This window comes from Psychroserpens sp. SPM9, assembly GCF_025153525.1.
Taxonomy (GTDB): domain Bacteria; phylum Bacteroidota; class Bacteroidia; order Flavobacteriales; family Flavobacteriaceae; genus Psychroserpens.
In genome coordinates this window covers 154559-178868 of the sequence record NZ_JANZNR010000005.1, presented here as the reverse complement: position 1 = coordinate 178868, position 24310 = coordinate 154559, and the positions used below count along the sequence as shown (strand labels likewise).

Sequence of the window (24310 nt, the reverse complement as noted above, 5' to 3'; positions counted from 1 at the left end):
TGGTTTAATCTTACCTCAGGATTTGATTTGGAAAAACCACAACGCTTTCAAACCCGTCCTCATCAACTGCTGCTACACCAAAATAGAAGTTATCAATCACAATACCTTCTAAAGTGAATTCGGTTGTATTGCCAACCAATCGACTGTGATCCCAAGTAGGAGATGTCGTAGATCTCCAGTATATTTTATAATTGGCTGCACCATCAACAGCCTCCCATTTTAATTTTGCTGATGCTTCAACAATACCGCCAATAGCTACTGTAGTTGGAGCAGGAGGTGCCCAGGCCAAGCTAGCCATATTTAAAGCATTTACAGCAGTAAGTTTTTTGACATATCCAAAATTAACATGTTCAAAGGTGTCGCCATAATGGATGCCATCTTCAGTGCGAATATCTTGATGTTGTTGGGTGTAATTTTCGTGTGCTTCCATAATTCTGATACCTGCAAATCCCAAATCGTTAAACGGTCTGTGATGTCCGCCACGTCCAAAACGATCTAAACGGTAAATCATCATCGGATTCATTTCGGGCATATAGGTTTTTACCGATTTATGAACATATCGTGCTAACTGGCGTGAGATCCCGTCAACTTCGCCACCATAAAAACGTCTTGCATTTCGTTGGCGTTCCGTTTCAGTAGGCGGAACAGGCTCCGAGAAAATTCTAAACGTACGATTATCAATCACACCATCAACACCTTCGATATTTCCAATCATATCGTTGTTTAAAACTCCTATAATGTCCCAGCCTTTTTCTTTGGCATATTTGGCTAAACCAGCACCACCAAATAAGCCTTGTTCTTCACCAGATAAACCCACATAAATAATACTACTTTCAAATTCATAGTTTGACAACACTCTTGCAGCTTCAATAGTTCCGGCCATACCAGAAGCATTATCGTTAGCACCTGGAGCATCGGTTGTGAAATCCATAGTATCACTTGCACGCGAATCAATATCACCACTCATAATGATATACCGATTTGGATATTTTGTACCTTTTTGAATTGCCACAACATTAACCACCCAAGCATCATGAGGTACACGACGATTTCCTTCTTTTGTCACAAAATCTTTCTGGTAAAACACCTCTAAGCAATTTTGACAAGCTTTAGAAATGGTTTCAAATTCATTTTTAATCCAACGGCGAGCAGCACCAATGCCGCGTGTGTTACTCACGGTGTCGCTAAACGTATTTCGGGTACCAAATTCGGTAAGTGTTTTTACATCTTGTCGCAATCGTTCTTCGGAAACGGCATCTATAATATCATATATATTCTGCTGGGTTTGGGATAAAGCGGTTACAGAAAAAAGTAAAATAAAAAGAGATAGAATAGCTTTCATTTGAGTTTAATTTATAAGTTTTAAAGTTCCAAAAATATTAGCATCAATCCAGCCTCTGTTTTTATCGTCACCTGGTACTTGTATCGAACCAATAAAGTTTTCGCGTTCTTCACTCGTGTCGTTATCGCAGTAAGCTAAAGCAAAGCCAACAATTTTACCAGGATATAGCTGGGTTGGCGAATTTTCAGTATGCTCATTATAAGAGTCATCAAATAATGAGATTTTTACTTCCCAAACCGAGGTGTTTCCTTTGGTAACTCTTTGAGATTTAATATGCGAATTGTATAATTTACCTTCCTTAGAAGTAGACATATCCACTACATTTCCATCCAGAGCAATATGATAGGCAAAGGCATTATGATTGTATTGATGCTCGCCGCCACTGTTATCTTCATCTACAAAAATTTCTAAACAATCGTCGTCCCACCAGGCTTCAAGAGGATTCGTGTTTTTATCTAATAATACATCATCCTTTATTTCAGCTAGCAGATATAAGGCATCCTCTGCCCAAGCTAATTTATAACGCCCTGAAAAATCATCCTTCGAATAAGTGTCTCCCAGCCATAATTCATCTAAGGGAAGCCATAAATTGTTAGACCAGATTTCATCATTAGCAATCCCATCAATAATTGGTTTCGTTTTTGCTTTTTTGACGGAAATTAGATGATTCACAATTTTGGGAGTTTTGACTTGTTTCTTGTAATTAAAAGTCACTATTTCTATCTCATCATTGTCATTTTTAATGTCGACATTAACATTCATTTCGGTGTCACTTATTTTTTCAAAACTCATGCCTTCAAAAAGCACTTGATGAGGTGTTATTTTTATCAACGGAAAATCGACGGTTTCATTTTTAGTTTCCCAGCCTTTTAAATCGTTATCAAAATGTTTTAGCTGAAGCACTAAGCTGTTTTCAACTTCACGAATGATAATGATTTCATAAAAGGATACTTTACCTTCATTAATCAGCTTGAATGTCGCCATCATCGAGCCTCCGGAAGGTTCGCTCCAGTTTTCTTCTGTTTGTCCGCCAAAAGCTTCCCCTTTCCATTGTCCTGCTATCCAAGCGATGTTTTCTAGTTTAGGTTCTAATCTTTTGGTGTCTTGCGCATTACTGTTTAATGTAAATGCGACTAATAAGAGTAGGAATAATTTCATTTGCTAGGTTTCAAGTTTTACTAGCTCAAGATAAAAAGAAAATGGTACAAACCTGTTATAAACAATATAATGAGTCCGATAGCCAAAAGGCGAATGGCACGTTTAACGTTTTTAAATTTCCAATCTGATATTTTTGAAATGATAAAGATTTGTTCGCCTAATTGCAAGAACAATTGGTCTTCATCTTGGCTCATTTTTAAGAATGTTTTTGAAAACTCTTCGACATCACCAAATTTTGAAATGATGTCTTTAAAGAAAAACATGTTTTTAGAAAACTTGCCTTCAATTCTTGGAATGAAACAACGAATACAAAAAAAGATAGAAGCTACAGTACAACAAGCCCAAGCGCCTATTAAAATATATAAATAGATGTCGTTGCTTAATTGGTCTGAGAAACTTTCGGTGCCTTGATAAATAAAATTTAAGAGTATACCGTAAAAGGACAGAATCAAACCTGCTTTAAGTTCGGATGCTTTGATAAGGCTCGTTAAATAGCTAATAGTTCCCCAATAATGATCAACTAAATCATCGGTGTGTTTGTTCTTTAAGGTGCTGTTTTTTCCCATTTTAATAGATTTATGACTTATTCAATGACTTGATAAATAGTCAGTGGATTTGCTTTGTTCTTTAAGTTGATACTACCTACTTTTTCACATTTAAAAGATTCCTTAACTTGATTATAACAATCTTCAGAAATAATAATTTGGTTTTCTTTGGCGGCATCTTGTAATCGCGCAGCCGTATTAACAGTATCTCCAATGACTGTATAATCTAAACGTTTCAGACTAACAGATCCTATATTTCCTGAAATCATTTCGCCACTTTTAATCCCGATAGATACTTTTGGTTTATAATCTAAATCTCCTTCAATATTTGGCATGTTATTTATTTTTTCGCAAACAGCTAAAGCTGCATCAATGGCGCGATCTAAATGATATTCGCCTCTAAAAACAGCCATAATAGCATCACCAATAAACTTATCAATATAACCTTTATGTTGCATGATTTCTTTGACCATTTCATCAAAGTAGGCATTCACTAATTTAACAACCCTATCGGCTTCAGCATTTTCACTAATTTTAGTAAATCCGCAAATATCAATAAAAACAACAGTGGCCTCAATAGTCTCGTTTGCCATGATGGTAGATTCGTACTCGCGATTACCCATAAAGCTAAGCACATTTTCATCGACATACATTTTCAGAATATTGTTCTCTTTAATGGCTTGTAGTGTTTCCTTAATATGCTGCGCATGCTTTAAGGTTTTTTCCATCGTAAGCGTTAAATCTTCAAAATTGATGGGTTTAGTAATAAAGTCGAAAGCTCCTCTATTCATGGCCGTTCTTATGTTTTCCATGTCGCCATAAGCCGATACGATGACTGACTTAATGAGCGGACTTAATTCATTTAGTTTGGTTAATAAGGTCAAGCCATCCATTTCTGGCATATTGATGTCACTTAATACAATATCGACATCAGGATCTTCATTTAGTTTTTCTAAAGCGTGACGACCGTTTTCAGCAAAAAGAAACTCGTATTCTTTATCACGAATTTTTTTTCGGAATTTTTGTTTGATCAAAACTTCTAAATCGGCCTCATCATCAACTACTAATATTTTTGACATCATATATTTTGTGTTAGTTTTTCTTTTAATAATTTAAAATCTACTGGTTTTGTTAAAAAATCATCAGCACCAAGTGCTTTTGCGGTGTTGTAATTTTCATCATCACCATAAGCTGTAACCATCATCACCACTGGAGGTGGAGCAACAAAATCTTTCTTTATTTTTTCTAAAAGTTGGAGTCCGCTCATACCAGGCATATTAATATCAGATAGAATTAATACGGCTTCTTGTTCTATGGATCTTAACGTTTCTAATGCTTCTTCTCCCGAAAAAGCAAACATAAATTCTAGTTCTTCTTTTCTTATTTCTTTTCTGAAGCGCTGAAGAAACAATGTTTTTACATCTTGTTCGTCATCTACTACTAATATTTTCATTGTGCTAAGTTTTTAAATTAATCCCCTTTTAATTTATGTTATTGGAAGGCTCACTGTAAATGTGGTTCCCTCTTTATCTTTACTTTCTACTTGTAATTTTCCGTTATGAGCTTTTATGATATCGTAACTCATAGATAAGCCTAGTCCTGTGCCTTTTCCGGTAGGTTTTGTGGTGAAAAACGGTTGGAAAATTTTGTCTATGATGTCTTTCGGAATTCCGTTGCCATTATCTTTAATAATTATTTCAATAGTATCTTTTAAATTTTTAGTGCTTACTGAAACCGTAGGTTTAAAATCTTTGGATTCGGAATTTGATTTTTTTACATTAACCGCATAAAATGCATTTGTGATTATATTGAGTATAACGCGACCAATATCTTGCGGAATAATGTTTATTGTTTTAATGCTGTCGTCATAATCTGTTTCGAGTTGTGCATTAAACGATTTGTCTTTGGCTCGCAACCCGTGATAAGCGAGTCTAAAATATTCGTCCGCTAACTTATTGATGTCAGTTAATTCTTTTTCGCCTGTATTTTTTCTACTGTGCTGCAACATGCCTTTTACAATACCATCAGCACGTTGACCATGATGATTAATTTTTTCCAGGTTTTGCTTAATGTCATTAGAAATGGCTTTAGCCTCATCTAAATCACCTTTTTCTAGTTCTTCGTTCATTTCATCAATTAATTCTGTACTCACTTCAGAAAAGTTATTGACGAAGTTTAACGGGTTTTGAATTTCGTGCGCAATACCAGCAGTTAACTCTCCAAGTGAAGCCATTTTCTCAGATTGTATCAATTGAGATTGCGTAGCTTTTAGTTCTTCCAATGATTGGTTAAGCGAAGCCGTGCGCTCTTTTACTTGCTGCTCTAAAGTTTCGTTTTGCTTTGATAAAATGCTTTCTTTTTCTCTAGATAGTTTTTGGACACGTTCTAAATTTAAACGTAAGGATTGACTTCGTTTACCAAAGAAGTAGCCCAAATAAATGGCAATACTTAAGGGTAAAAGGGCATAGGCAAAAGGTTGATAGTTTTGTAATTTTGGGATATTAATATCGGTTAGCCTATCCAATGAAAGTAGAATCCAATATATTAAATTAATAGCACCTAATGAAAGAAAAATTAGGGCTCCTATTTTATCAGATTTTAATGAAATAATACTTACTCTAATCAATTCAAAAAGTATTATAATTCCAAAAATGGGTGCAGCATAGATTGTAGAAAAAAGAAAGAATGAAGGGATGAATAGTATCCCTATTACAGTAATGCCCCAAAAAACAAACCCAATACGTTTATTGAAAATTTTGTAAATGCAATAGAGAGAAGTTAAGCTATAGAGAACACTAAAAAAACCAGTGGTAAAATCATATTTAAACGCATATACGTAACTTGAAAAATCCAATAAGATACTACTAATAAAACAAGAGAAAAATAGACTGGTTAATGCAAAATAGCCGTTGATTTTTTCTCGTTTGAAAAATATATACAAACAAAGAAAAAGTACAAACATAAATAGTCCTATACCTAAAACCATATATAAATTATTGGTCCAGCTTCTTCTTTCATTATCTGGAAAAGCCAGTTTTGGCTCGTTGGTTAATACGTTATGTAATGAGGTGGCTTGGATCCAAATAAGACCTTCGTTTTCGTAATATATAGGATATTTTGGATGAGAATTCACAAACCTCACTGCTAATAGATGTTCTTTGTTTTTTACTAAAGGCAAAGAAAATACGTGGTTAGGTGAATTGTACGTTTCAATTTCATCTGGATTGGAACTCACTTTACCAAGGCTATGTGTAAGTTTTCCATCGAGATAAACTTCAGAGGCACCAACTTGATAAATTTTTAACACAATAGCATCATTGAGTGTGCTGTCTGTTTTAATGGGCTTGCGAAACCATACAATTTCATTATTACCACCAATAATTTTATTATCTGGTTTGTTTAAATTATAACTTGAGATTTTTGTCCAAGACGAATCATCAAATTCAGGGTCTGACCAATCCATATTATCGCCTTTTTGATAACTCCAATTAGCAGCGAGATGAGCCCATCTATTTACTAAAGTGGTATCGGTAATTGTGAAAACCTTTTCCTCTTGACCAAAAAGTGTTAACGAAAATAGAAACGCTAAAATGTATAAAATGTGTTTCATTGGTTGGTTGATGTTAATGGTATAATAATTTTAAATTTAGTTCCTTTTCCTTCTTTTGTGTCTACTTGTAATTCGCCGTCATGTCCTTTGGTAATTATATCATAGCTCATACTCAATCCCAAACCAGTACCTTGCCCAGTAGGTTTGGTGGTGAAAAATGGTTGAAATATCTTATCCTTTACCGAACTAGGCATGCCGTTTCCGTTATCCGATACTTTGATTTCTATGTCATTCTTTTTCTTTTTAGTACTTATAGAAACTGTAGGTTCATAATTTTTTAGTCCAGTTTTATTCTTTTCGTTAACCACATAGAACGCATTGGTTAATAGATTTAAAATAACGCGACCTAAATCTTGAGGAATTACATTAACAGTGGTGATATCCTTATCGAAATCCGTAACTAATTGTGCATTGAAACTTTTGTCTTTTGCACGTAATCCATGATACGCCAATCGCAAATATTCATCTGCTAAAGCATTGATGTTTGTAGGTTCCTTTTTGTTACCACTGGCACGACTATGCTGTAACATGCCTTTTACAATGCCATCAGCACGCTTACCATGATGGTTAATCTTTTCTAAATTCTGAATGACATCATCCATAATGGCTTTAACTTCTTCCAAATCGCCATTTTCCATTTCCTCGAGCATTTCGTCTAATAACTCTTTACTGACTTCGGAAAAGTTATTGACGAAGTTTAATGGGTTTTGGATTTCGTGCGCAATGCCAGCAGTGAGTTCACCCAAAGAAGCCATTTTTTCGGATTGTATTAATTGTTTTTGGGTTTGTTTAAGGTCTGTCAATGTTTTTTCTAAGCGTTGCTTTTCATTCAAAATTTCTACCGCTTGTTTTTCTTTTAACTGAAGGTCTAAAAACCTTGTATACGTAAGGTCGAACACCTTGGTGAATCGTTGGCTCAAATCAACGAGATTATCGTTTGGTTCTTCCGTAATCAATAAAAGATAACCATGCTTAAAAAAACCAACGTAGTAACATTGCTGTTTTGGTAACCTAAGCCCAGAATCTTCCATCACTTTTATAGCTTTTGCCACAGAAGGAATGGTTCTCAAAAATGCGTAATGCTCTTTCAATGCTTTACCATTCCATACTTTGTTATATTCAAGTTCATTTCTTAGTGACGCTTCATAAATCTCTCTATGGGTGGGTTCTTTTTTATAGGGAATTAACATAGGTGGCAATAATCCACCAGAATCCGCACCCATCCATAACTCAACTTCATCATTATCTTGCCAAATGCAAAAGCCACAGCTCCAAGTTTCTGAAGCGAGTTCTTTTATTTGCTGAAAAAGAACTGCTGATGTTTCTGCCAATTCATCAGATTTCTGCATGCCCATCGTTCTAGAACGTACGCGTTCTAATGCCGTATCTATTTGTGATTCGCGTGCTCTTTCTTCTGCTTTTTGAAGATCTAGAAAACGTGTATAGGATTGCTCGAAGACTTTTGCAAAACGCTTAAAAATTTCGTTTTCTTCTTTTGAATAAGATTTAGGGATATAGTTTCCGATGGTAAGAAAAATATTAGTCATTAAAACAGTAGATCTTGCATAGCCTGGACTGTCAAAAACATTCTTTTTAGTTTCGTCATCGAGCAGATCCATTTCAGAATGCTTAAACACGTGTTTATGCCAAGTATTATTTTCTTTTTTTGTTAAAGTGTCCGAAAAGAAATCTTTGTTGTTTTTCCTTGCCTCCATGGCACGATTGGGCATTGGATTGTCTAAATAAGGGATGTGAAGTTTAAATGGATTTGTCCATCTAGGTGAGGACATCCAGAATTCAAGATCTTTATTTTCATCATTGATTCCAAAACTGACATTGTTAAATTTAATATTAAGCAATTGCAATTGTTCTGATACAACATTGATAACATCAAGTAATTCTTCACTTTTATGCATAGCTATACTTCGAGAACGCACACGTTCTAAAGCCGCTTCGATTTGTGCTTCTCTAGCTTGCGCTTCTGCTTTTTGAAGGTCGAGGAAGCGTGTATAGGATTGGTCAAAAACTTGTGCAAATCGATTAAAAATAGCATTGTCAGTATCAGAAAATGGCTCGGCTTGGTAATTCATTACATATAACGTAATTTCCTTCAGAAAAAAGGAAGATCTAGCAAAACCAGGTGCTTCAGTTAAATAGTTTTTAATAACTTCTGGAAAAAATTGTATTGGAGTATTGGTTAAAATATGATTATTCCATTTCTTGTAAGAATTCCCAGTTACAACATCTGCTAAAAACTTTAGACCTTGTTTTTGAGCTTTAATTACACGTTGTGGTACATTATTTTTTATATAAGGAACATCCATTAGAATAGGTTTTGGTTGCCCTTTCGAGGTCATCCAGAAATTGAAAACACCTTCTTTGCTGCTTTTACCAAAACTAATACTATCAAATTTTAATCCTAAAGTATTTGCTTGCTCTGATACAATACCAATTACATCTAGTAATTCGTCACTTTTTTGCATAGCTAACGAACGAGACCTTACTTTTTCTAAAGCTGCTTCAATTTGTGATTCTCTAGCTTGTGTTTCCGCATTTTGTAAATCCTGAAAACGCTTGTAAGCTAAATCGAAAGCTTCTCCCATTTTGGTGAGAATGTTTTCCATTTCATCTGAAGGTGGATGTAATAAGTCGATGGCTAATTTTCCGTTGTTAAGCTTTTTTACCGAATGATATAAGCGTTTTAATTTTGTGGCTTCTGTATATTCTTCAACTTCTTTGGCAACTTTTAGTTTATCGTTTTCCCCTAACCATGCGACAATTCTTTTTAAGTCTTTTCCTTCTTGTATTTCAATAAAGTAATTATTAGGGTTTTCCCAAATGCGTTTTACATATAAATTTGGGTCTCTTCTTTTGAGCTTAAACGTAATATCGAAAGGAATCTGATAACCATCATCGTTTTTTTCGAGCGTTGTTAAATCCCACATTCTCACTTTGTCTTCGCCTTCTTTCAAAAAAATCGTAGCAGCGATTACATCTGGAATGTCTAAAGACATCACTTCTTCTTTAAGTTTGGCAACCACTTCCATAATCTCTTCAGACTTATGCATGGCCAATGCTTTTGCTCTTACACGTTCTACGGCTAAATTTATTTGTGCTTCACGTGTTTGCGCTTCTGCTTTTTTAAGATCTAGGAAACGTGTATAGGTACGTTCAAACTCTACACTAAAACGTTGTAATATTTGATTTTCTTCTTCAGTAATGGCGCGTTTAATATTAATACCGAAACAACCGTATTTCATGAAAGCTTCAGCGTAATACAATCCATTTGAAAAATATTTTGGAGTCAAATTTTTGGCATCCATCAACAGCTCTTCCCAGGCCGAAAAGAATGTTGCGACCTCCTTAGGTTTAATATGGTGGATGTGTACCGGGACACCACTTTCCCAATCCTTAAAACATTTAGCTGTATAAGGTTCTGATTTATCCAAAGGATAGACAATGGCCTTACTTTGTGTTGAAGTATCCTTTTTTCCATCTGCGTTCCATGCTACCCAAAATTGATGTTCGCTGTTAGCTTCATTTGGCAACCATACATAGGAAAATTCAGTCTCTATTCCCAACAATTGCAACTGCTCGTGGAATACCTTTGACGTGGCATCCAATTCTTCTGAACGTTGCATCAGCATACTTTGGGTACGCGTGCGCTCCAATGCTGCTTCAATTTGTGCTTTGCGTGTCTGTGCTTCTGCTTTTTGTAAATCCAAAAACCTTGTATACGTCTGTTCGAATACTTTGGCAAAGCGTTGAAAAATATCGTGGGCTTCAGGCACACGTTCATAAGTAATGAACAATAGAAAACCATTTGTAAACTTCGCTAAATGATTGACCTGAAAGGTTGGTAATGCAATATTAGCATCCCTTAATTGTTTGAAAGTATCTTGAAGTTCTGGCAGACTTTGCATATAGTTGTAATGCTCCTTCAAATCCTTGTCTCCTTGTTCATACACAAAGAATTGTTCATTGTTTAAAATAGCTTTGTGCCATGGCTTAAGACTTATATGTTTTGTTAAGGGTAGTATAAAAGGCGACTGAATCTCACCTTCGCTACTCATGATACATGTACTCGATTTTTTATCTTCGGAAAGAATATTGTAACCACAACTCCAAGCCGGAATTCCTAAATTCTGTACTTCTGTAAATAACACGTTGGCAGCTTCTGGCAGTTCCTCACTATGTTGCATGGCCATGGTACGGCTTCGTACTTTTTCTAAAGCATTTTCTATTTGTGCTTCTCGTGCTTGTGTTTCCGCTTTTTGAAGATCGAGAAAGCGCGTATAGGCTTGCTCGAAAACTTTTGAGAATCGTTTAAAAATTGCAACTTCTTCTTCTGAAAATTCTGAAAGACTATACCGTTGAAAAATTAAGATAGAGTTTTTAAAGAGTACTGAAGTTCTTGTTAAACCTGGGGAATCATATATAAATTTTTGTCTTTCCTCGGTTATTTTGCTAAAATCGGAATTTTTGAATAATAATCTAAAAAAATTATTTTTATCAGTTTTTGAATACTGCCCAGTATGAATATCCAATCCCTTCTTCCAAGCGTTATAAAACTCTTTTCTTATTGGATGATCAAAATAGGGAACATGAATGCGTTCTAAAAAATCCTGTCCCTTTTTACCAAACCAAACAGTGACTTTTTTTTCAGCGTTGTCAAAATCAGTAATAATTTGCGTGCCATGGACTTCTATGCCTAATCCAATTAATTCCTCATCTAATAGAAGAACGACCTTTGCAAGTTCTTTACTTTGCTGCATACCTATGCTCCTAGACCTTACTCTTTCTAATGCGGCTTCAATCTGAGCTTCTCGTGCCTGTGCTTCTGCTTTTTGAAGGTCCAGAAAGCGTGTGTAGGTTTGCTCAAAGACTTTGGCAAAACGTTTAAAAATAGCATGTGAGTCTGGTACATGTTCTCTCGTAATAAATAACAGATAACCATATTTAAAATAAACAACATGGTCTATTTGGTAGGTTGGAAAGCCATTGTTTGTTTCTTTTAAGGTTTTTAATACATCTCCTATAACTGGAAGTGAACTCATATATTCGTAATGAGCGACACAGTCGTCACCAGAAAATTCTTGAATGACAAGTGTTTCGCCTTTTTGCCCTTTGTCGTAATAGTCTTTAAATATACCTTCTCGTGGAACTGTATAGGTGTGTAAAACACCAGCTTCATTACCAAACCACTCGGTTGATTCGGTTTCACCGTAAATATTGAAAGCACAACCCCAAGTTTTAATGCCTAGTGCTCTTACTTGTTGATCGAGTAAAAAAGAGGCTTCTTGCAATTCATCACTATGTTGCATGGCCATGGTTCGGCTTCGTACTTTCTCTAAGGCGAGTTCAATTTGGGTTTCTCTCGTTTGTGCTTCAGCTTTTCTAAGGTCGAGGAAACGCGTGTAGGTTTGCTCGAAAACTTTAGCGAAACGAATTAAAATAGATTGTGTCCCCTCGCTTAGTGCTTCACCAGTAACAATCAATAGATGACCATATTTAAAATTTGCGCTACTCAACACCAAACTTTCCGGTAAATCTTTTAAAGATGCATTTTTCCAAGGTGCGTATTTAGCAATTATTTTATGGTGCTCAATATTAGCATCACCTTTAAGTTCAGTGCTGTGAAATGGTTTGTTTTTTTGCCAATTTTCGTATCTATCTTTAATATGTTGGTCTGCATTATAAGGTAGTGTCCAAAAGCTTTTGAATGACTCATTATTGGCATCGGTCATCCAAACATTCCATTGTTTATCTGTGTCATTATTGATAAGATAACCACAAGAGAAAGGCGTAACTCCTAATTTGTAAAATTCTTTATAGAGTATTTCTGCGGCATCTGATAATTCATCACTTTTTTGCATGGCCATGGACCGACTCCTTACTTTTTCAAGTGCCAATTCAATTTGGGTTTCTCTCGTTTGTGCTTCAGCTTTTTTAAGGTCTTCAAATCGTTTATAGGCCAAATCAAATACAGAGGCAAAACGAACTAAAATTTCTATCGATGCTTGTGGTGGATTATCTACTTTTCCTGCAAGGCTAAAACCAATTTCACCATGGGTTGTACGTGCTATGATAAAGGTCAATCCGCCAATATGAAGGATGTCTTCTTCTGAAGGTGCATGCGGATCTACTAACTTATACTTGCCATAAGTATTCATTTTGTCAATATAATCCCAAGCATCTTTGCCATTAAGCGCAAGTACAAAATATGGACTGTTACTTTTTTCCCATTGGTGTAAATCTTCCATTTGTTCATGAACGAACTTTGGAACGGTTATGACCATGCCAAGACGACCACCATCTTCGGCTGTCATGGACATCTCGTAATTGTCTTTAGCCCAATTCATGTGCCAGAAATAGTCAGCTTCATGACCTAGTGAAAGGAATTCATTACGCATGGTTACCACAATATCAAACAAATCAGAAGACGCTTGCATAGCCGTAACTTGCGAGCGAATACGTTCTAGAGACAGTTCAATTTGAGTTTTTTGCGCTTGGATTTCCGCTTGTTGCAGGTCGAGGAAACGTATGTAGGCTTGATTAAAAACCTTCGCCACTCTTTTAATGATTTCAATGTCATCCGTAGATAATTCTTTGCCTTCAAAATCATTCACATTAAAAACAACATGCTTTGAAGCTACCATTGTAATGGTGTATGAAGGACTTTCGAAAATCATATTAAGAATATCTTCAGGTAGGTCTTTGAACTCTACGGTGTTTTTTAACACATACTTATAAAAAGTGTCCTTTTGTTTTTTTGTATAATGACCAACATAAGTATCTATTTGCTTTTCGATGGCAGTACAGAGATCCTTGGAAATTTTATTATTAAAATAGGGAAGCCTATAGTTAGAGATAACTAAGCCTGTTTCATTTTCTCCACAAACGTAAGTATTGAGATCCTTTGAGCCTTGTATTTGTATTCCAATGCCAACAGCAGTAACAGGAATATTCAACTCTTTTAATTTTTCGAAAACAATACTCATGACCTCATTAAATTCTTCGGTCTTGTGAACGGCCAAGGAACGTGAGCGGATTTTTTCTAATGCTAATTGTATCTCAACTTCCCGTGCTTGTTTTTCAGCTTTCTGTAAGTCTAGAAAACGTTGATGTGCTAAATCAAAAGCACCAGTAAATTTTATTAAAATATCAATGTCTTCTTTGGGCGGATTTTTTACGACTCCTGGTAAACTGTATCCAATTTCGCCGTGTGAAGTGCGAGCCATAATGAAGGTTAAGCCACCAATATGCCTGATATCTTCTTCAGTAGGTGCTTGCGGATCTATATTCTGAAAATCGCCAAGTGTCACCATTTTATGGACATAGTCTAAAGCGTCGTCAACATTCATAGCATGAACAACTGTTGGCTTTTTACTTTTTTCCCATTTAGCTAATTGTGGAATATCACCATGAATATGTCTTGGTAGTTCCATAACAAAACCAATTTTACTACCATCACCAGAAGTCATGGCTTTTTCATAGGTTTCTGGTAACCACATCATATGCCAGAAATAATGCGCTTCATGACCGAGTTTGATAAACTCCTTACGCATCGAAACTACAATATCCAACAAGTCTGAAGATTCTTTCATGGCGACAGCTTGTGCACGAATGCGTTCTAAAGCGGTTTCAACCTCTAATTCACGATTTTTTTGTTCAAGCTCAATTGTCCGCTTTTGTACAGCTTTTTGAAGCTTGATGTTTTCGGCTTTGATGGCATCAACTGCGAAAGCCTCACCTTTTTGTGTTTTGGAATCTGGGAAAGAACCATGTTGGTGTAAAACGATCCAACCTGTATCTTGTTTTTGTATGAGTGATGACAATCTGATAGGCGCATAGAAAGTCCACTTTTTTCCATTTTTTATATAGAGGTCACCAAGTTCATGGGTCATGATATAAGGATCGTAAGGAATAATTTGAACAGTTTTGTTGCGAACAACAGCATTGCCAACCATTTGGTCTAAAACTTTATTGGTGTAATCTAAAATCTCTCTTTTACTATTCCATATTTCCTCCTGATTGGTACCAATATTTTTATAATCTTCAGTTATAAACGACTGCCACTGCATAAGATTACCTTCAAAATAGGTGTCCCAATACTTTTGTAAGAATTGTGTTATTTCTGTTTCTATTTTTTTGGTCAGTTTCATTAATTAGTGGGTTGTTGGTATCGTGATTATAAATTTGGTGCCTTTGCCTTCTTCTGTTTCAACATTTAATTCGCCGCCATGCGCTTTAATAATGTCATAGCTTAGGCTTAGCCCTAATCCAGTACCTTGACCAGTAGGTTTGGTTGTGAAAAAAGGCTGGAATATTTTGGCTACAATATCTTTAGGAATGCCGTTTCCATTATCTTCTACAGAAATTTCAACGCTTTGATTTATCTTTTGGGTATGAACTGAAACGGTAGGTTGATATTCATTTTTTTTAATGTCTGTCTTAGCATGTAAACGCTGGTTACAAGCATAAAACGCATTCGTAATGAGGTTTAGAACCACGCGTCCAATATCTTGAGGCACAATACTTTGTTTACCGATAGAATCGTCATATTTAGTTTCTAAATTAGCATTAAAGGATTTATCTTTTGCTCGTAAACCATGATAAGCCAATCGTAAGTATTCATCTACCAACACATTGATGTCGGTTGCTTCTTTTTCACCAGAATTTTTTCGACTATGTTGTAACATCCCTTTGACAATACCGTCTGCTCGTTGTCCATGGTGATTTATTTTTTCTAAATTTTCTATGACATCTTGGGCAATGGCATTGACTTCTTCCATATCGCCATTTTGGATTTCTTCCAGCATTTCTTCTAATAATTCTTTACTGACTTCAGAAAAATTATTGACGAAGTTGAGCGGATTTTGAATTTCGTGAGCGATGCCAGCCGTTAATTCACCCAAACTTGCCATTTTTTCGGATTGAATTAATTGTGATTGTGCAGCTTTTAATTCTTTTAAGGATTTTTGTAAGGCTTCGTTAGAATCTTCAATGGCTTTTCGTTTTAGTTCAAGCTCTTCAATCGTTTCTTCTAATAAGATAGCCGTAGTACGTTTTACTTTTTCGGTACGTTCTAATTTAAACTCTGAAATCAGTAAATCTTTATCTGCGCTTTTAAGAGATTTTAATAATGCAGCTTTATCTTCTTCGGAAAGATGATTTAAACTTTCAATAAAATCTTGAATATGTTGTAGGTGTTGATTCATTCGTTTTCTTTAAGTGTTACCCAACAACAGGCTCCTCCATGAAAATTTTGTCTTCCGTTTAAAACCCGTCCAAATTCACCATAGGTAAAAAAGCCTGCCATTGGCGTGTTCCATAATTCGGCCAGTCCTTCATTTTCATCGGTTACCATAGGACCAAGAATTGGTTTTCTACCACCACAAGAAAATATTAAAAGCGCATCTGCGTCTATACTTAAATCTGTTTTTAGCTTGGCAGCTTTTTCAATGACCTCTTCAACAATATCAAATTCTGGTGGTTGTGTGAACCAAAATTTTGTGCCTTCTGGCATTGGATTATCTATAACCAGCGCATTTGTTGCATGATCAATTTTTGTTGGTGATTTTATAACGGTTTCATTGTTGTCACGTTCTACTAAAAATGGGTATTCTATTGCTAGGTCCTCAAAAATCTTAAAATCTTTTTCGGTTATTTTATCTGACTTACCCAAGTATTTTAGGTATAGCTCTACAGCAGATTTCCCATCTATTTCGTGGAGTAACTTGCCTTCACTTTTTGTAACAGTTCTTGCGATTCCCATTGGTTTCCATCCCGTAATAGCCATCCCATTCAGGGAAATTTTATCTCCGTTTAGTGCCAGTGCAACGATTCCATAGTTGGATTCTTTTGAATTGGTAAAAACGAAGGTTTCTTTTAGTGCCCAATCATCGCCTGCCATACCGCCAAAAAATAATTTTTCTGAGCCTAGCTGTTTTTCTAAACTTTTAACCAGTTTTTCCCCTTCAAAATGTTCTCCTTTTTGGTTGATGCCCGGACCACATACGATAAGTGATGGATTCGTAAATTGTTTCAGAGCGCTATTTGCCAACTTAGAAACAGCATTATCCATATTTCCGTCTTTCATGTTTTCAAACAAAACGGTATAGTGTTCCTTAGCTAATTCTAAAAGTAAAATGGCAATTTCTCCTTCAGATTGATGACCATTAATGAATTCACCACATGATGTCGCACCAAAGACATCCATATTTTTAGAATCCAATAGCTCACAAATAGCTTTTCTATCTTGTTTAACGGATATGAATACTAAGGCAATTGTAGGTGCAAACCCATCTGTTAGACTGTTTTCTAGTTTCTTTTTAATGTCTTCTGTGGATTTGCCACTTATAGATTTACTCTTCATATTTATTTCTCTTTTAAAGCAATAACGCAGCATGCATTGTTATGAAACTCATGTGTGCCAATTTTTGATTTTCCATATTCACCATAGGTAAAAAAGCCAACCATGGGCGCATTCCAAATATTTTGCACCTGTTCGATTTCTTCTTTTATTAAAGCGCCAAATGATAAATGTCTACTTACGCATGAAAACATAATAAGCGCATCGGCATTTTGTTCTATATCGTCCTTTATGCTTTCACATTCTGCGACTACGGTTTCTATAGCATCAAAATCTGGTGGTAGGGAAAATTTTATTTGTGACCCTTGAGGCACACTTCCAGTGCAAATTAGTGAGCGGTCTTTCTGATTAGCAAATCTTGTTGCTCTTATCACCGTGTCGCCATTGTCGCGTTCTAATTGCAACGGATAATACCAAGAGTTTAAAAATGCTACGATTTCCTGGCTCTCATCTAATTTTACATCAACACCAAGATACTTCATTAATGTATCCAATGCTGGTTTGTTGTCTATAGTGTAAACGATGTTACCTTCACTTTTTGTCACTGTTTTTGAAGTTTCGATGGCTTCCCATCCACAGGTTGCTATGCCTCTAACATCTATTTTATCTTCGTCTATAATGAGCGCAATAAGCGCATTATCCTTACTTTTTCCGTTGGTAAACACAAGTGGTTTTTCAGCTATTAAATCATCTCCTGCCATGCCACCAAATATGGAGACTTCGCTTTCTTTTGATGAGTTTCCATCACCAATGCCTCGCATTATACCTTCAATAACGAGGTCACCATCTATAAATATGCCGCCTGTAGCTATAATTAAGGCAGGATTGGAAAAGGATTTTTTTGCCGTGGCACCAAGTTTTTTTGCATCTTCTATTGTGGTTGCTTGACTTGTTTCAAGAAATTCTAACTTAAAATAATCAGGATTCATATCGAGCAACATCATAACGATACTCCCTTCTTCAATATCACCATCTGTAAACTCGCCTGCTGTGGTTGCTCCAAAAACCGTCATACCTTTTTTGTCTAATAGGTCACTAACGGTTTTCCAATCTTGCTGTATTGAAGAAAACACGATAGCTAAAGTTGGTTTAAAACCATCAGAAGTTATCTTATCAATGTCTTTGATTAGTGCTTCTGTAGAATTTGCTTTTATGGTTTTGGATGTCATTGTTTATTTTTCTTTTAAAGCCACAACACAGCAGGTGTTATTGTGAAACTCATGTTTACCGGTTTTAGATTTTCCGAATTCTCCATAGCTAAAAAAGCCAACCATTGGAGCGTCCCAAACTTGTTTTACCTGTTCAATTTCTTCCGTCATTAAAATTCCGAATGATAAATGCCGACTAATACATGAAAACATAATAAGTGCATCGGCTTCCTGTTGGCGTTCATTTTTCACCTCCTTACATTCGTCAATCACTTGTTCAATAGCATCAAAATCTGGAGGCAAAGAGAATCTTACTTTTGCGCCTTGTGGCACAGTGCCTGCACAAATGAGTGAACGGTCTTCTTTATTTCCCCACATGGCTGTACGCATCACTGGAGTTACATTTTCCCTTTCTAATTGTAAAGGATAGTAGGCCCCAATATTGGTCAATACATCATTACCAGCATCTAAATCTATATCGAGTCCAAGATACTTCATCACCATATCGAGGGCTGGTTTGTCATCAATGGTATAGACAATATTGCCTTCACTTTTTGTCACGGTTTTGGTAGTTCCAATAGGTTTCCAACCACAAGTGGCAATACCATTGATTTCAATTTTATCTTCATCAATAACTAGAGCGACCAAACCATTAACAGCACTTTTATTGTTGGTAAAAACAAGGGGTCCTTGCATGGCCAAATCATCACCTGCCATGCCTCCAAAAACAGTTACTTCTTTGCCAAAACCTTCAATGATACCTTCAATGATTTTTTCACCATCTATATGCAACCAGCCTGAAGCGATAATAAATGCAGGGTTCTTAAAGGTGTTTTTTCCAGCGATACCAATTTGTTTTGCATTTTCGTGGGTTGTGTGCTCACCTGTTTCAAGGAATTGGATTTTAAAGTGCTCAGGGTTTATATCGATTAGCATCATAACGATACTGCCTTCTTCAATCTCTCCATCTATAAACTCACCAGAAGTTGTCGCTCCAAAAACAGCAATATCTCTTTTGTTTAATGCCTCACTTATGACTTTCCAGTCTTGTTTTATTGACAGAAATACGACTGCTAATGTTGGTTTGAAACTACCAGAAGTTGCATTATCAATTTCTTTAATAATGGTTTCTGTGGAATTTGCTTTTATGGTTTTTGAAGTCATGTATTCTTATGAATTGTTAATCATTTTCGGTGATACCCACGATTACATTGACGCCACCTGTAGCGAAATTTGATAAATCATCTGTAGTGGCTTGTCCTTCAGGTGAGCTCATGGTTTCTTGCATTTGTTCTGGGCTTGTAAAATACAGTTCAGCCATTCGGTAATAATCAGCTTTTTGACCATCTGGAGTACCCATAAATTTGGTCAACTCCATTTTAGCAACACCTTCCATGGTTGCCGCTAGTGGTAAGTGTTTTTCACTATAATAGTTTTCAAAAGCTTCGGCATCTTTAGGATGACCATATAAAACAGTTAATTTTAGCATATCATTTCTATTAAATTATTTTTCTTTTAGTGCGACACAACAAGTTGTAAGGTTGTGCATTTCTAGATTTCCGCCAGTAGCACGTGCTAATTCGGCATTGGAGAACATACCAATCATTGGCACGTTCCATACATTTTTTACTCCTTCTATTTCTTGATTCATTAACGGACCTAAGGATAAAATCCTTCCAGCGCAGCTAAACACGACCAAAGCATCAGCTTCGGGCATTTCTGTATCTTTTAAGCTTTGAACTCCTTTAATAACTTTCTCCATCACATCAAAATCTGGAGGTAAAGAAAAACGCACTTTAGAGCCTTGAGGCACAGTGCCACTACAATAAAAGGAACGGTCGTTCCAGTCTACAACCAAACCAGGACGCATTACAGGGTCGCCTTTTTCTCTTTGAAGTTGTAAAGGGAAATTAGCCGCTATCTCAAGTAATAGATTTTCGTTCTCAGGCGTCACATTTTCTAATCCACCATATTTTGTGGTAATATCTAATACCGGAATATCATCTACGGTATAAACATGGTTGCCTTCACTTTTGGTAACATTTCTTACTGTTCCTACAGCTTTCCAACCACAGGTGGCAACACCTTTGATGTTTATCTTATCCTCATCTAAAACTAAAGCCACTGTACCCACTTTGCTTTCTTTGCCATTTGTAAAGACAAACTGATCTGAAAATGTATAATCATCTCCAGCCATAGCACCAAATACATTTACATCATTTCCTGTAATATCTGATATGCCAAAGAGTAATTGTTCGGCATCTGTTTCTAAATGGCTAGCTGCAATTAAAAATGCTGGTTTTTTAAAATTATTGATGGCTTTTGAAGCCATGTTCTGTGCAATTTCGCGATAATTTTTTTCAGGATATTCTTCGAGATAAATGTTGAAATGTTCTCTTTTCATATCGAGCAATAAAATTGCTACAGATTCTTTTTCGGTATTTTCATCTATAAACTCTCCGTTGGTTGTTACCCCAAAAATTGAAATCTGTTTGTCGTTCAATAATTGAATAATTGCCTTGCGGTCTTGTGCTACAGACAGAAATACAATGGCTAGAGTAGGTTTAAAACCGTCATCTAAACAATTGGTTAATGCAGTTTTTATTTCAGCAGTGGAGTGCCCCTTTATTGATTTTGACTTCATTGGTATATGAATAATACATTAGTTTAGGTTTAAATGCTATTAATCAATTTAGGGAAGGGATGTTAAATTTAGTAAAAATTAGAATGGATTCTATAGTAAGTGAATAATAAAATTCACTTTTTATTTTAGACTTTATTATCGTTTTTTATAACAATGATAATAGCATTCTAGGTATTGGTTTGCATTGTAATACAGTTCCCTAATAATTGATTTTGCAAAGCAGGAACAGTAAGGTAGCTTTTGGTGGTTTCCTATAGGTGTATGAATTTATGAAATTGTTACATTATTGAATAAAAGTAACTTTAGAAATTAGTCCGTTTTCAACTTCATAGATTGCCACAGCATTAAAAATTTGGCCGTTGGCCGTTACTTGCTCTTCATCGATAACCTTATTACCAATAACAATACGTTTTTTAATATAGGCATTTAAGTCTGGAACACGATTAAACCAATCGCTGTAACTTTTTCTCATGGCTTCTTTGCCTTCAGTTTGCAAGGTGTTGGGATAGGCGTACAGTTTAACATCATCGGCATAATCTTTCATAAAAGCATCAATGTCTCGAGCATTATAAGCCTCAAGGTTTCGTTGAACAATGGCTTCAGCCTGAGTGGTTTCCGTAGATGTTTTTGTGTTGTCTTCAGTTTGGGTTGGATTGGTTTCTTCTGAAGTTTCTGTGTTTGTAGTTACGGTAATCTCTGCTGCGACAAGTAATTTGCTAGCATCAGAATTGGTAGCAATTCGAGTAATATTCGTGATATCACTTGAGGATAAATCGGCTATTTGATTCCAATCGTTATCTTTTTGTAGTCTTAATTTGTACAGGATTGCTTCTTTTCCCGAAAGTAATGTTTTTCCATCTAACCAGCATATATCTTCAACACCTTGTATGGTATTCGCTATTACTTTTGTCGCACCAGTTAAAGGATTTAAAGATTTTATTTGCCATTGATTTTCATTTTCTTTTGAAATAAAACTCACGAGGTTCGTATTTGGAATTCTATGAAATGAACGTCCGACCTTAGTCGCAAATTTTCTGTTGGTACCATCTTGTAGATTCGTTACATACAAGTTTAAATCATCACCTTCTATGACTGCGGAAACTATGATATATTCATCAAACCAGGTATAATAAGCAACGACTAAATCTTGAATAAGTTCATGAGATTCGCCATTGCTCATGCTATAGGCGTATAAACGCTGTTTACCATCAGTATCTAGCCGAACAGCAGAAACTTCGTTTTTATTTGGAATTTTTAGAGGCGTATATTCACCGCCTTCAGAAAAATTAAGCCATGATTTTGAATTATACCTCAAGTCGTATTTAGCAATGTCTGTTTGAGCATTTCTGGTGGAAGCAAAAAGAATGTAACGGTCGTTTAGAAACGAAGCTTGATTGTCGTAACCCTTATTGTTTGATAAGTTTTTACCGTTTTTTAACTCAATTTTTGAATTATTGGCTTCTAAGTCAAAAATAAAAATCTCGGTATCAGATTGGGCTTGGCCAGCGTTAAAACCTAGTACAAAAGCGAATAGTATAGCAAACAGTTTCATAAAAAAGTGATTTATGATAAAGATATAAAAGTTTTAATGAGAGATGCATTATTTGGAAAATTGAATTTTATTACTACATTTGTAGTATTAAAACTATAATTGTGGATATAAAACAGTTAAATAAGTCCGAATTACAAATCATGAAGTATTTGTGGATACTCAAAAAAGGATTCATGAAAGATATTGTTGAGCAATTTCCAGAGCCCAGACCAGCCTACACAACCATATCTACATTGTTAAAACGCATGTGTGATAAAGATTATATAGGTTACGACAGGTTGGGAAGAGATAAGCAATACTATCCTATTTTAATGAAAAACGACTATTTTACTAAACAAGTTAATGGTATGATTACCCATTTTTTTAATGATTCAAAATCACAATTTGCTTCGTTTTTTACTAAAAATGCCGATTTGTCTATGCAAGAACTTGAGGAACTTCAGGCCTTATTAAAACAAAAAATGGAACAAAAGAAAGCCAATGATTAGTTATATCATTTATACTATTTTGAGTTTAGGCTGCTCTTATGCAGTTTATGTCTTGTTTTTGAGAAAGCAAAAAACGTTTCAGTTTAATCGTTTTTTTCTAATTGGCTCTATGTTGCTATGTTTTCTAGCACCATTTATTAGAATAGAACTGTTTGAAGCTGTTCCAAGCATAATTGAAATCCCTGTTCAAGCATTTAATGATTCTGAAGCTATTTTTCATGAAAAAGAAGACATAGTATTTGGTGATCCTACATTAGTGAGTCAGCCGCAAACACCTCCTATAATTTATATTTTTATAATTAGTTCTCTTTTTCTATTCGTTAGATTTTTTAAGAATATCATTAAAATTTATAGTCTAACAAGAGATAAATACGAGCGTCTTGGAAAACTTAAATTAATTAGAAATACTGATTCTGATATGGTTTCAAGTTTTTTTAATTATGTGTTTGTAAGTGAGAACCAGGATTTAAGAGATGATAATTTTTTAAACATTATAAGACATGAAAGAGTTCATTGTGAACAATTACACAGTGTCGATGTTATATTAATAGAACTGCTAATTTGTTTATTTTGGTTTAATCCTTTTATCTGGTTTTATAAGAAATCAATACTTCAAAACCACGAATATATAGCAGATGATAAATCAGTAGCATCTGGAATTGATATAGAAAACTATTCCAATACCATTATCAATTTAGGTCATAAACTATACCGCGTTCCTTTAACTAGCGGATTTAATTTCATACAAATCAAAAATCGAATTATTATGTTACATCAATCAAAATCATCAGTATTAAACCGAACCTTAAGAATTTCAACAGTCATTTTACTTTTTGCTGGTATATTTACATTGAGCTCTTGCAAAGATTTAGACGATTCATTAACAGATGACCCCTTAAGAAATGACCCCTTAATTGTCGTTATCGATGCAGGACATGGAGGTAAAGATGCCGGACAATTATCTGGTAATTCTGCGGAAAAAGATATTGTATTGCATATTTCGAATCAGTTATCATTATTGAGTGATCATAAAATTCATCTTATTACGACGAGAGATGACGATTCATTTACGTCATTAAAAGACCGTGTCAATTTTATTAATGCTCAAAATGCCGACTTAGTTATTAGTTTGCATTGCAATGCTTACAGCGATGAATCTTTTAATGGAGTAGAAGCTTATTATTATGATCAAAACGATTTTGGAGATAAATCCTATAATTACAGTGCAATTTTATTAGAAAAACAAATGGAATTATTTTCAAATAATCGCGGCATTAAAACGGCAAGCATGTACGTTTTAAAGCATGTTAATAGTCCGGCAGTAGTCTTAGAACTTGGGTTTATCACTAATAACAATGATAAGAGTATTTTAATAAATTCTGAAAATCAAAAAGAAATAGCAGCATCTATTTTTGAAGGGTTAATGGAGATAAGAGATCAAAAGTAAT

General features: G+C 35.2%; 16 protein-coding genes. 2 read left to right on the top strand and 14 right to left on the bottom strand.

Annotated elements, in window-relative coordinates; all coding sequences use genetic code 11:
- Window positions 1–10: 10 nt before the first annotated feature.
- From N4270_RS11480 to N4270_RS11415, 14 genes are all read right to left on the bottom strand, one after another.
- Window positions 11–1342, bottom strand: a complete 1332-nt coding sequence (locus tag N4270_RS11480) for a M28 family metallopeptidase (protein WP_260097298.1) — start codon at window positions 1340–1342, stop codon at window positions 11–13.
- Window positions 1343–1348: 6 nt separating this feature from the next.
- Window positions 1349–2500 carry a CBM9 family sugar-binding protein gene (locus N4270_RS11475; protein WP_260097296.1) on the bottom strand — a complete coding sequence of 384 codons (1152 nt, stop codon included), beginning with the start codon at window positions 2498–2500 and terminating at the stop codon, window positions 1349–1351.
- Between the two features lie 20 nt (window positions 2501–2520).
- Complete coding sequence (locus N4270_RS11470; protein WP_260097294.1) at window positions 2521–3066, bottom strand: Pycsar system effector family protein; 546 nt, start codon at window positions 3064–3066, stop codon at window positions 2521–2523.
- A 17-nt stretch (window positions 3067–3083) separates the two neighbouring features.
- Complete coding sequence (locus tag N4270_RS11465; RefSeq protein ID WP_260097292.1) at window positions 3084–4127, bottom strand: adenylate/guanylate cyclase domain-containing response regulator; 1044 nt, start codon at window positions 4125–4127, stop codon at window positions 3084–3086.
- Window positions 4124–4498, bottom strand: a complete 375-nt coding sequence (locus N4270_RS11460) for a response regulator (RefSeq protein WP_260097291.1) — start codon at window positions 4496–4498, stop codon at window positions 4124–4126. The genes N4270_RS11465 and N4270_RS11460 overlap by 4 nt, the downstream gene beginning before the upstream one ends.
- Before the next feature lie 33 nt (window positions 4499–4531).
- Window positions 4532–6655, bottom strand: coding sequence for an ATP-binding protein (locus N4270_RS11455; protein WP_260097290.1), 2124 nt, complete (start codon window positions 6653–6655; stop codon window positions 4532–4534).
- Window positions 6652–14820, bottom strand: a complete 8169-nt coding sequence (locus N4270_RS11450; protein WP_260097288.1) for an ATP-binding protein — start codon at window positions 14818–14820, stop codon at window positions 6652–6654. The genes N4270_RS11455 and N4270_RS11450 overlap by 4 nt, the downstream gene beginning before the upstream one ends.
- 3 nt (window positions 14821–14823) lie before the next feature.
- Window positions 14824–15876 carry a sensor histidine kinase gene (locus N4270_RS11445; RefSeq protein ID WP_260097287.1) on the bottom strand — a complete coding sequence of 351 codons (1053 nt, stop codon included), beginning with the start codon at window positions 15874–15876 and terminating at the stop codon, window positions 14824–14826.
- Window positions 15873–17033, bottom strand: a complete 1161-nt coding sequence (locus N4270_RS11440) for an FIST signal transduction protein (protein ID WP_260097286.1) — start codon at window positions 17031–17033, stop codon at window positions 15873–15875. Before N4270_RS11440 ends, N4270_RS11445 begins: the two co-directional genes overlap by 4 nt.
- A gap of 2 nt (window positions 17034–17035) precedes the next feature.
- On the bottom strand, window positions 17036–18199 hold the full coding sequence (locus N4270_RS11435) for an FIST signal transduction protein (RefSeq protein WP_260097284.1): 1164 nt from the start codon (window positions 18197–18199) through the stop codon (window positions 17036–17038).
- Window positions 18200–18202: 3 nt separating this feature from the next.
- Window positions 18203–19342, bottom strand: a complete 1140-nt coding sequence (locus N4270_RS11430; RefSeq protein ID WP_260097281.1) for an FIST signal transduction protein — start codon at window positions 19340–19342, stop codon at window positions 18203–18205.
- A gap of 16 nt (window positions 19343–19358) precedes the next feature.
- Window positions 19359–19667: an EthD family reductase gene (locus N4270_RS11425; RefSeq protein ID WP_260097280.1), complete on the bottom strand. Its 309-nt coding sequence runs from the start codon at window positions 19665–19667 to the stop codon at window positions 19359–19361.
- Between the two features lie 15 nt (window positions 19668–19682).
- Entirely contained in the window at window positions 19683–20822 is a 1140-nt protein-coding gene (locus N4270_RS11420; protein ID WP_260097277.1) for an FIST signal transduction protein, read from the bottom strand.
- Between the two features lie 283 nt (window positions 20823–21105).
- Window positions 21106–22374, bottom strand: coding sequence for a nuclear transport factor 2 family protein (locus N4270_RS11415; RefSeq protein WP_260097276.1), 1269 nt, complete (start codon window positions 22372–22374; stop codon window positions 21106–21108).
- 101 nt (window positions 22375–22475) lie between these two features.
- Here N4270_RS11415 and N4270_RS11410 point away from each other — a divergent pair, with 101 nt between their 5' ends.
- Together N4270_RS11410 and N4270_RS11405 are read left to right on the top strand one after the other, a co-directional pair.
- Entirely contained in the window at window positions 22476–22862 is a 387-nt protein-coding gene (locus N4270_RS11410; RefSeq protein WP_260097273.1) for a BlaI/MecI/CopY family transcriptional regulator, read from the top strand.
- A complete protein-coding gene (locus tag N4270_RS11405; protein ID WP_260097271.1) occupies window positions 22855–24309 on the top strand; it encodes an N-acetylmuramoyl-L-alanine amidase in 1455 nt (484 codons plus the stop codon). The genes N4270_RS11410 and N4270_RS11405 overlap by 8 nt, the downstream gene beginning before the upstream one ends.
- Window position 24310 lies beyond the last annotated feature (1 nt).